Source organism: Streptomyces sp. NPDC054863 (assembly GCF_053610825.1).
This window is the reverse complement of record NZ_JBSGZD010000370.1, coordinates 1-6983: the sequence shown is the minus strand read 5'-3', so window position 1 is coordinate 6983 and position 6983 is coordinate 1. Positions and strand designations below refer to the sequence as shown.

The following is a 6983-nucleotide window of genomic DNA, read 5'->3' as shown; positions in this document are numbered from 1 at the left end:
GTTTAGGTGGAGGGGCGGGGAGGGGCCATCCCGCGAAGCGGCCCACCGGCCCGCACCGGTGCGTGTGCCGGAGCGAGGGGCGCAGCTCCGCGTGGGGGGGCCGCCCCCTTGCCCACCCGTCCCGCCCCCGGGGGGCGGCCCCGCTGCCCAAGGCGGCTCGGGGTCGGGGGCGGAGGGGCGGCCCCGCTGCCCAAGGAGGCTGGGGGTCGGGTGTGGAGGGGTGGTCCCGCTGTCCAAGGGGGCTGGGGGTCAGGGGCGAGGGCCAGGGCCAGGGGGAGTGGTGGACAGCCGCCGGACCTCATTCCGACTTCGTGTACGTCACCGACTTGTTGTCCGCCGTGGTCCGCCGCAACCGCCCGTCCGGCAGCAGCACCAGCTCCGATTCCCGCCCCGGCGTGCACGTCGCCGCGGGGCCGAGGACGACGCGCGACGGGCCCAGGTGGATCGGCCCGTCCGGCGGGGTCGCGGAGGTCAGTTCCGCCTCGAAGAGGCAGTGGTAACTCCCGTTCCCCGTCGGACCGTCGGCCGTGAGCGACATGACGGTTTCGCCGGTCTCGCCCTGGCGGAGGGTGAGACCGCGGGTGCTCGTACCGGCGTCCCCGCCCACGGTGCCCTGCCAGGTGCCGAGGAATCCGCCCGGTACGGCGCCGGACGCGGCAGGGGTTCCGCCACTGCCCGGATCGGAGGGGGAGTCGGGGGTGGTCGGCTCGTCGGACGGGGACGCGGAGCCCTGTGTGGAGGGCTGGTTGCTGGTGGCCCCGGCCCCGGCGGACTGCTTGTCCCCGTCACCGCCCTGCATGAACGCGTAGACCGAACCGCCCGCGCCGAGCGCGACGACGAGCGCCACGGCGATCAGCGCGAGTGTGGAACGGCTGCTGCGGGGCGGCGGCTCGGGCGAGGACCCCGGGCCGGTCCCGGCGCCGGGCGCACCGCCCTGGTACGGATAGCCGTAGCTGCCAGGCGGGGTGTGGTAACCGTACGGATCGGGAGCGGCGGGCCCCTGGTGCGGCGCCTGGTACGGCCCCTGGTGCGGCCCTTGGGGATAGCCGTAACTCCCGTACTGTGCCTGCGGATGGGGGTATCCGTACGGTCCGGGAGCGGCGGGCGGCAGCGCGGGCAGCGGCGACGGTCCTGACACCTGGGGCGGCAGCGCCCCGGGCCCGCGCGGCGTACCGGGAGCGGGCGGCCCGTCGGGGCTACCGGTGCTGCCCGGCGCGCCCGACCGGGGCCCGACAACGGCGGTGGGCAGCGCATGCATGCCACCCCCACCTCCACCCCCGGGAGTGCCGGGAACGGGCGGGGTGTGGGCAACACCGGAACCGCCGGAGCCGCCGGAGCCACCGGACCCGCCGGAGCCACCGGAACCACCGGAACCGCCGGAACCGCTCGGGCCGTCGCGCAGGCCCGGCTCGTCGGCGGGTTCGGCTGCTCCCGGAGCCTCTGCCTTGCTCAGCAGGACGGGCCCGTCGACCGCTGCCTGCGGGTCGCCGGCCGTCGGCGCCGGGCCGCCCACCGGCAGCGACGTCGTCGGGTTCTCCAGATCGAGCAACTGCACCGCGTGGATGCCCAGTTGAGCGACCAGCGCGGCCGGCAGCCACGGGTCGCCCGGGGTGGTGGCCGGGCCCGTCCGGGCCAGGATCTGGGGGAGGGTGGGGCGCGCGGCGGGCGGCTTCTGGAGGCAGTCGCGGATCAGGTCGTGCAGGGATTCCGGTACGTCCGTGAGGTCCGGCGGCTCCTGCGCGATGCGGAACATCAGCGCGTGCACGCCGCTGTGGGACGTACCGAAGGGGAGGCGGCCGGTGGCTGCGTACGACAGGACCGAGCCGAGGCAGAAGACGTCGCATGCGGCGGTGACCCGGTCGCCGCGGATCTGTTCCGGAGCCATGAAGCCGGGGGAGCCGACCAGCGCGCCGGTGCGGGTCAGGCCGCTGTCGGTGACGGTTTCGAGGGCGCGGGCGATGCCGAAGTCGATGACGCGCGGGCCGTCGATGGTCACCAGGACGTTGGAGGGCTTGAGGTCGCGGTGGATCAGGCCCGCCGTGTGGATGTCCTTCAGGGCGCGGGCGAGACCGGCGGCCAGGACGAGGACCGAGCGTTCGGGGAGCGGGCCGTGGCCGCCGGAGACGACCTGCTGGAGGGTGGGTCCCGCGACGTAGCCCGTGGCGACCCAGGGGACCTCGGCCTCCGTGTCCGCGTCGAGGACCGGCGCCGTCCACCTGCCGCCGACCCGGCGTGCCGCCTGCACCTCCTGGCGGAAGCGCGAGCGGAACTCCTCCTGCTCGGCGAGTTCGCGACGTACGAGCTTCACCGCGACGGTCCGGCCGCGGTCCGAGCGGGCCAGGAAGACCTGGCCCATCCCGCCTGCGCCGAGGCGCGCCAACAGGCGGTACGCGCCGATGCGTTGGGGGTCCGAGGGCCCCAGTTTCTCCATGGCCATGGCTGCTGCGCCACCCTCCCCCGATGTGCCGCCGATGGGCCGAGGATAGTGCCGCCGTACGACAATCGGGTCCGCTGCTCGCTACCGTTCGGTCACCGTCGGTGTGACCGCGTCCATGGCGACGGACAGCCGTTCGAGCACGCGGGCCGTTTCCGTGAAGCCCTCCTCGCCGAGCTCGGCCCGGAGCGCGGCGGCCAGCGCCGCGTGGGCGGGGTCGAGCCGGCGTACCGCGTCGCTGCCCGCGGGGGTGGCCCGGAGGAGCTTCGCGCGGCGGTGCGCGGGGTTTTCGGCGTACTCCGCGAGGCCCTTTCCGACCAGCAGGTCCGCGATCCGCTGCACGCTCTGCCGGGTGATGCCCATGGTGCGGGCGATCGATGCGACGGGCGCGGGCGTGCGGTTGACGGCGCCCAGGACCTGCCACCAGGAGGCGGTCAGGCCCACCTCGCGGGCCATCGCGTCGGAGACCGCGATGAACTGCCCGTTGAGGTGGAAGACGCCGAGGGCGGTGCGGGAGAGGAGCTGCTGGACGGGCGGCTCGGCTGAATCGGTCATGCGGTGAGCACCTCGTAGGCGGTGGGGTCGGAGTCGTGGAACAGGCGGTACCAGGCGTCGAGCTTCTCCGGCGGGAAGACGTCGAGGCGGCGCAGGATCTCGCGGGCGAAGGCCTCCGGCTGGGTGCTGTTCGCGGTGATCAGGTCGCCGTCGGTGAGGGCGTCGGTGTCGACGTAGTGCTTCGCACCGCGGTAGCCGGTGGCGTCCAGGTAGAAGGAGACGTTGCTGGTGTGTGGGCGGTCGTCCAGGAGCCCCTCCCGTGCGAGCCCGGCGGTCGCGCCGCAGATCGCGGCGACCGGTACGCCGGCGGCGAGGAAGGTGCGGGCGGTGGCCGCGAAGGGAGCCAACTCGTCGCCGGAGTCCCAGAGTTCGCCGCCGGTGAGAATGAGGATCGCGCTGTCCTCGGGGCGTACGTCCGCGAGGGCGAGGTCGGGGAGGACGCGCAGGCCGCCCTTGGTGGTGATGGGGCGGGTGGCGTCGAGGGCGACGGTCTTGACGGTGTGGCCGTGGTCGGTGAGTTCGGCGGTGGCGTGACCGGACTCCCAGTCGGCGTAGGCGTCGTAGACGGCGAGGTGCACGGTCTTGCGGGACATGGGCGTCTCCTCGGAACTCGGCTCGATGGCAGAATCCTGTCAAGATGACAGCATTCTGTCAAGAGGGGGGCCGGGCATTCAGGGGCGCGAGAACTGCGCGACCAGCCACGACGCACCCGCACGCAATCACTCGCCCCGAGGGGTCCGGGCCGTCCCGGGCCGGCCCGGGGGCCGGGGTCCAAGGGGGTCGACACCCTGCCGATCCCCGCGCCCCAACCCGTACAGGATGGTCATGGTGCCTCCCACCTGTGGGTATTTACCCTGGCGCCATGACCCCTCACTTCACCCCCGACCCGGCCAAGGGCGCAGCCGTCAAGGCTGCCGACCGGGCACACGTGTTCCACTCCTGGTCCGCCCAGGGCCTGATCGACCCCTTGGCCGTCGCCGGTGCGGAGGGTTCGTACTTCTGGGACTACGAGGGCAACCGCTACCTCGACTTCACCAGCGGCCTCGTCTTCACCAACATCGGCTACCAGCACCCCAAGGTCGTCGCGGCGATCCAGGAGCAGGCCGCCACGATGACCACCTTCGCGCCCGCCTTCGCCGTCGAGGCACGCTCCGAGGCCGCACGCCTCATCGCCTCCCACACCCCCGGCGACCTCGACAAGATCTTCTTCACCAACGGCGGCGCCGAGGCGATCGAGAACGCCGTCCGCATGGCCCGCCTGCACACCGGCCGCCACAAGGTGCTGGCCGCCTACCGCTCGTACCACGGTGCGACGAACACGGCGATCAACCTCACCGGCGACCCGCGCCGCTGGGCCTCCGACAACGGGTCCTCGGGGACCGTCCACTTCTGGGCGCCGTTCCTCTACCGGTCCGCGTTCTACGCGTCGACCGAGGAGGAGGAGTGCGCGCGCGCCCTCCAGCACCTTCAGGACACGATCGCCTTCGAGGGGCCGAACGCCGTCGCGGCGATCGTGCTCGAAACCGTGCCGGGCACGGCCGGGATCATGACGCCGCCCGCCGGCTACCTCAAGGGCGTGCGCGAGATCTGCGACCGGTACGGGATCGTCTTCGTGCTGGACGAGGTCATGGCGGGCTTCGGGCGTACCGGCAAGTGGTTCGCGGCCGAGCACCACGACGTCGTACCGGACCTGCTGACCTTCGCGAAGGGCGTCAACTCGGGTTACGTGCCGCTCGGCGGCGTCGCGATCTCGGCGGCGATCGCGGAGACCTTCGAGAAGCGCGCCTTCCCGGGCGGGCTCACCTATTCCGGCCACCCGCTCGCCTGCGCAGCCGCCGTCGCCACCATCAAGGTGATGGAGGACGAGAAGGTCGTCGAGAACGCCGCCCACATCGGCGCCACCGTCATCGAGCCCGGGCTGCGCGACCTCGCCGAGCGCCACCCGAGCATCGGCGACATCCGGGGCACGGGCATGTTCTGGGCGCTGGAGCTGGTCAGGAACCGCGAGAGTCGCGAGCCGCTGGTCCCGTACAACGCGACCGGTGCGGACGCCGCCCCGATGGCCGCCTTCGGCGCCGCGTGCAAGAAGAACGGCCTGTGGCCCTTCATCAACATGAACCGCACGCACGTCGTGCCGCCGTGCAACGTCACCGAGGCCGAGGCCAAGGAGGGCCTGGCGGCGCTGGACGAGGCACTGACGGTGGCGGACGAGTACGCGGTGTAGCGCACGCGTCGACCCCGGCGTGGTGATACGCCGGGTAACCCACCCCTTGTACCGCTCCGGGCGCCCCATAGGGTGTCCGGAGCGGACGAAGGGGGAGCACGATGCCCGCTGGCCGGACGGTGAACCGCAGCACGCTGCGGCAGCAGCTCACCGACGCACTGCGCGACGAGGTCCTCGCCGGGCGTCTGGAGCCGGGCCGGGAGTTCACGGTCCGGCAGATCGCCGAACAGTACGAAGTGTCCGCGACGCCCGTGCGCGAGGCGCTCGTCGACCTCGCGGCACAGGGGCTGCTCGAATCCGACCAGCACAAGGGATTCAAGGTCCGCGAGTACTCCGTGGCCGAGTTCCGCGGCATGGTCGAGGCGCGCGGGCTCGTCGTCGACGGCATCCACCACCGGCTCGCGGTGGCCGCGGGCGACCTGGCGCCCGACCGGCTCGCGGTGATGCGGCGCCGGGCGGAGGAGGCTTCGCGGGCCGCCAGGGCGGGGGACCTGGACGTCCTCATCGGGTACGACCTGCGGTTCTGGCAGGAGCTCGCCGCGATGGTCGGCAACCCGCACATAGCGGCCTTCCTGCACCAACTGCGCGTCCGCTGCTGGGTGTTCTCCGTCCCGCACCTGCGCGCGGAACGCGACCTGAGCGGCTCCGGCTGCCTGTGGAGCGGTCACGAGCAGGTCGTCACGGCGCTCGCGCGCTGCGACGAGGAGGCGGTGTACGAGGTGCTGGCCGCGCACGACGTGGCGGCGCTGGCCTGGGCGGACCGGCTGACGGCTGCGGCTTCGGCCGCCTCGGCCGCTGCCGCTTCCGCCGGTTCCGGGCACGAGGTCTGACCGGCGGTCTTCGCGCCGCGTGCACATGGCATTACGCTGCCTGGACGGTCGCCGACCAGGGGGCCGAACGCCCTTTTGTAGACGCCTCGCTGTAGACGCCTCGGACCGTGGAGGAGCCCCCTTGGCCTGTGACCTGTGGCTGGTGCCCCTTGTCGACGTACTGTGCCAGAGCCCCGACAACCCCTTCGCCGAAGAGATCGCGGCGTACGACAAGGCACTCACCGATGCCGGTCTGCCGACGGTCCCGATCTTCCCCTACATGCCGGGCCTGTCCGGCGACGTCGCCCCGGTCGCGGGCTTCGACTACGACGCGCTGCACTTCCTGCGGCGGGCGTACCTGCTCCAGGTGAGCGGCCTGGCGGTGACGCCGGTCGGTGAACTGGGCGGAGACTACGAGCAGTTGCTCGAAATCTTCGAGGACACGGCGCTGCGGTCGCACCTCGTCTGGCACTTCGACCATGCGGGGGCGTACGTCCCCGTGGACTTCGCGTTCCCGCTCTCCAGCGAGGAACTCCTGGCCGGGGGAGGCCCGTTGGGCTCCGCCCAGGGACTGCTCCGTGAACTGGAGTACGTCGCGCCGTCGATCGGCATCGACCCGGGGAACCCGCCGGCTCCGCCGATTCCGCCGAACGGGCCCACGGCGCTGGAGGAGCCGGCTCCCGCTCTTGCCGACCCGTCGCCGTTCGCCCGCGAGCGTCATGTGTGGTTGGGGTTGCACGCGGCGGCCACCCGAAGCCTCGGCCAGGGCTCCATGATCGTCTTCAGCTGACCCCCTGTACGAGCCGCCGGCCCCTCGCCCCTTGGACAGCGGGGCCCCTCGCCCCCCGACCCCGAGCCTCCTTGGGCAGCGGGGCCGCCCCTCCGCCCCCGACCCCGAGCCTCCTTGGGCAGCGGGGCCGCCCCTCCGCCCCCGACCCCGAGCCCCCGAGCCTCCTTGGGC

The 6983-nt window shown here is 73.0% G+C and carries 6 protein-coding genes; 3 read left to right on the top strand and 3 right to left on the bottom strand.

The features are described 5' to 3' along the window. Positions 1-298: 298 nt before the first annotated feature. The 3 genes from ACWGIG_RS35400 to ACWGIG_RS35390 form a co-directional block, all read right to left on the bottom strand. Positions 299-2431 (bottom strand): protein kinase domain-containing protein, encoded by a 2133-nt coding sequence (locus tag ACWGIG_RS35400; RefSeq protein ID WP_453325808.1) that lies wholly within the window; start codon positions 2429-2431, stop codon positions 299-301. An 87-nt stretch (positions 2432-2518) separates the two neighbouring features. Continuing rightward, entirely contained in the window at positions 2519-2989 is a 471-nt protein-coding gene (locus tag ACWGIG_RS35395; protein ID WP_453325807.1) for a MarR family winged helix-turn-helix transcriptional regulator, read from the bottom strand. Further along, a complete protein-coding gene (locus ACWGIG_RS35390) occupies positions 2986-3582 on the bottom strand; it encodes a DJ-1/PfpI family protein (protein WP_453325806.1) in 597 nt (198 codons plus the stop codon). The genes ACWGIG_RS35395 and ACWGIG_RS35390 overlap by 4 nt, the downstream gene beginning before the upstream one ends. Before the next feature lie 269 nt (positions 3583-3851). Here ACWGIG_RS35390 and ACWGIG_RS35385 point away from each other — a divergent pair, with 269 nt between their 5' ends. The 3 genes from ACWGIG_RS35385 (at position 3852) to ACWGIG_RS35375 (ending at position 6812) form a co-directional block, all read left to right on the top strand. Beyond that, positions 3852-5213 (top strand): aminotransferase class III-fold pyridoxal phosphate-dependent enzyme, encoded by a 1362-nt coding sequence (locus tag ACWGIG_RS35385; protein ID WP_453325805.1) that lies wholly within the window; start codon positions 3852-3854, stop codon positions 5211-5213. Positions 5214-5314: 101 nt separating this feature from the next. Continuing rightward, positions 5315-6043, top strand: coding sequence for a GntR family transcriptional regulator (locus ACWGIG_RS35380; protein WP_453325804.1), 729 nt, complete (start codon positions 5315-5317; stop codon positions 6041-6043). Positions 6044-6164: 121 nt separating this feature from the next. After that, on the top strand, positions 6165-6812 hold the full coding sequence (locus tag ACWGIG_RS35375; protein ID WP_453325803.1) for a hypothetical protein: 648 nt from the start codon (positions 6165-6167) through the stop codon (positions 6810-6812). The last annotated feature ends 171 nt before the right edge of the window (positions 6813-6983 follow it).

Bases quoted from the DNA above. Each gene is read 5' to 3' on its own strand.
- ACWGIG_RS35400 (WP_453325808.1), bottom strand. From the start codon at position 2,431: ATGGAGAAACTGGGGCCCTCGGACCCCCAACGCATCGGCGCGTACCGC.
- ACWGIG_RS35395 (WP_453325807.1), bottom strand. From the start codon at position 2,989: ATGACCGATTCAGCCGAGCCGCCCGTCCAGCAGCTCCTCTCCCGCACC.
- ACWGIG_RS35390 (WP_453325806.1), bottom strand. From the start codon at position 3,582: ATGTCCCGCAAGACCGTGCACCTCGCCGTCTACGACGCCTACGCCGAC.
- ACWGIG_RS35385 (WP_453325805.1), top strand. From the start codon at position 3,852: ATGACCCCTCACTTCACCCCCGACCCGGCCAAGGGCGCAGCCGTCAAG.
- ACWGIG_RS35380 (WP_453325804.1), top strand. From the start codon at position 5,315: ATGCCCGCTGGCCGGACGGTGAACCGCAGCACGCTGCGGCAGCAGCTC.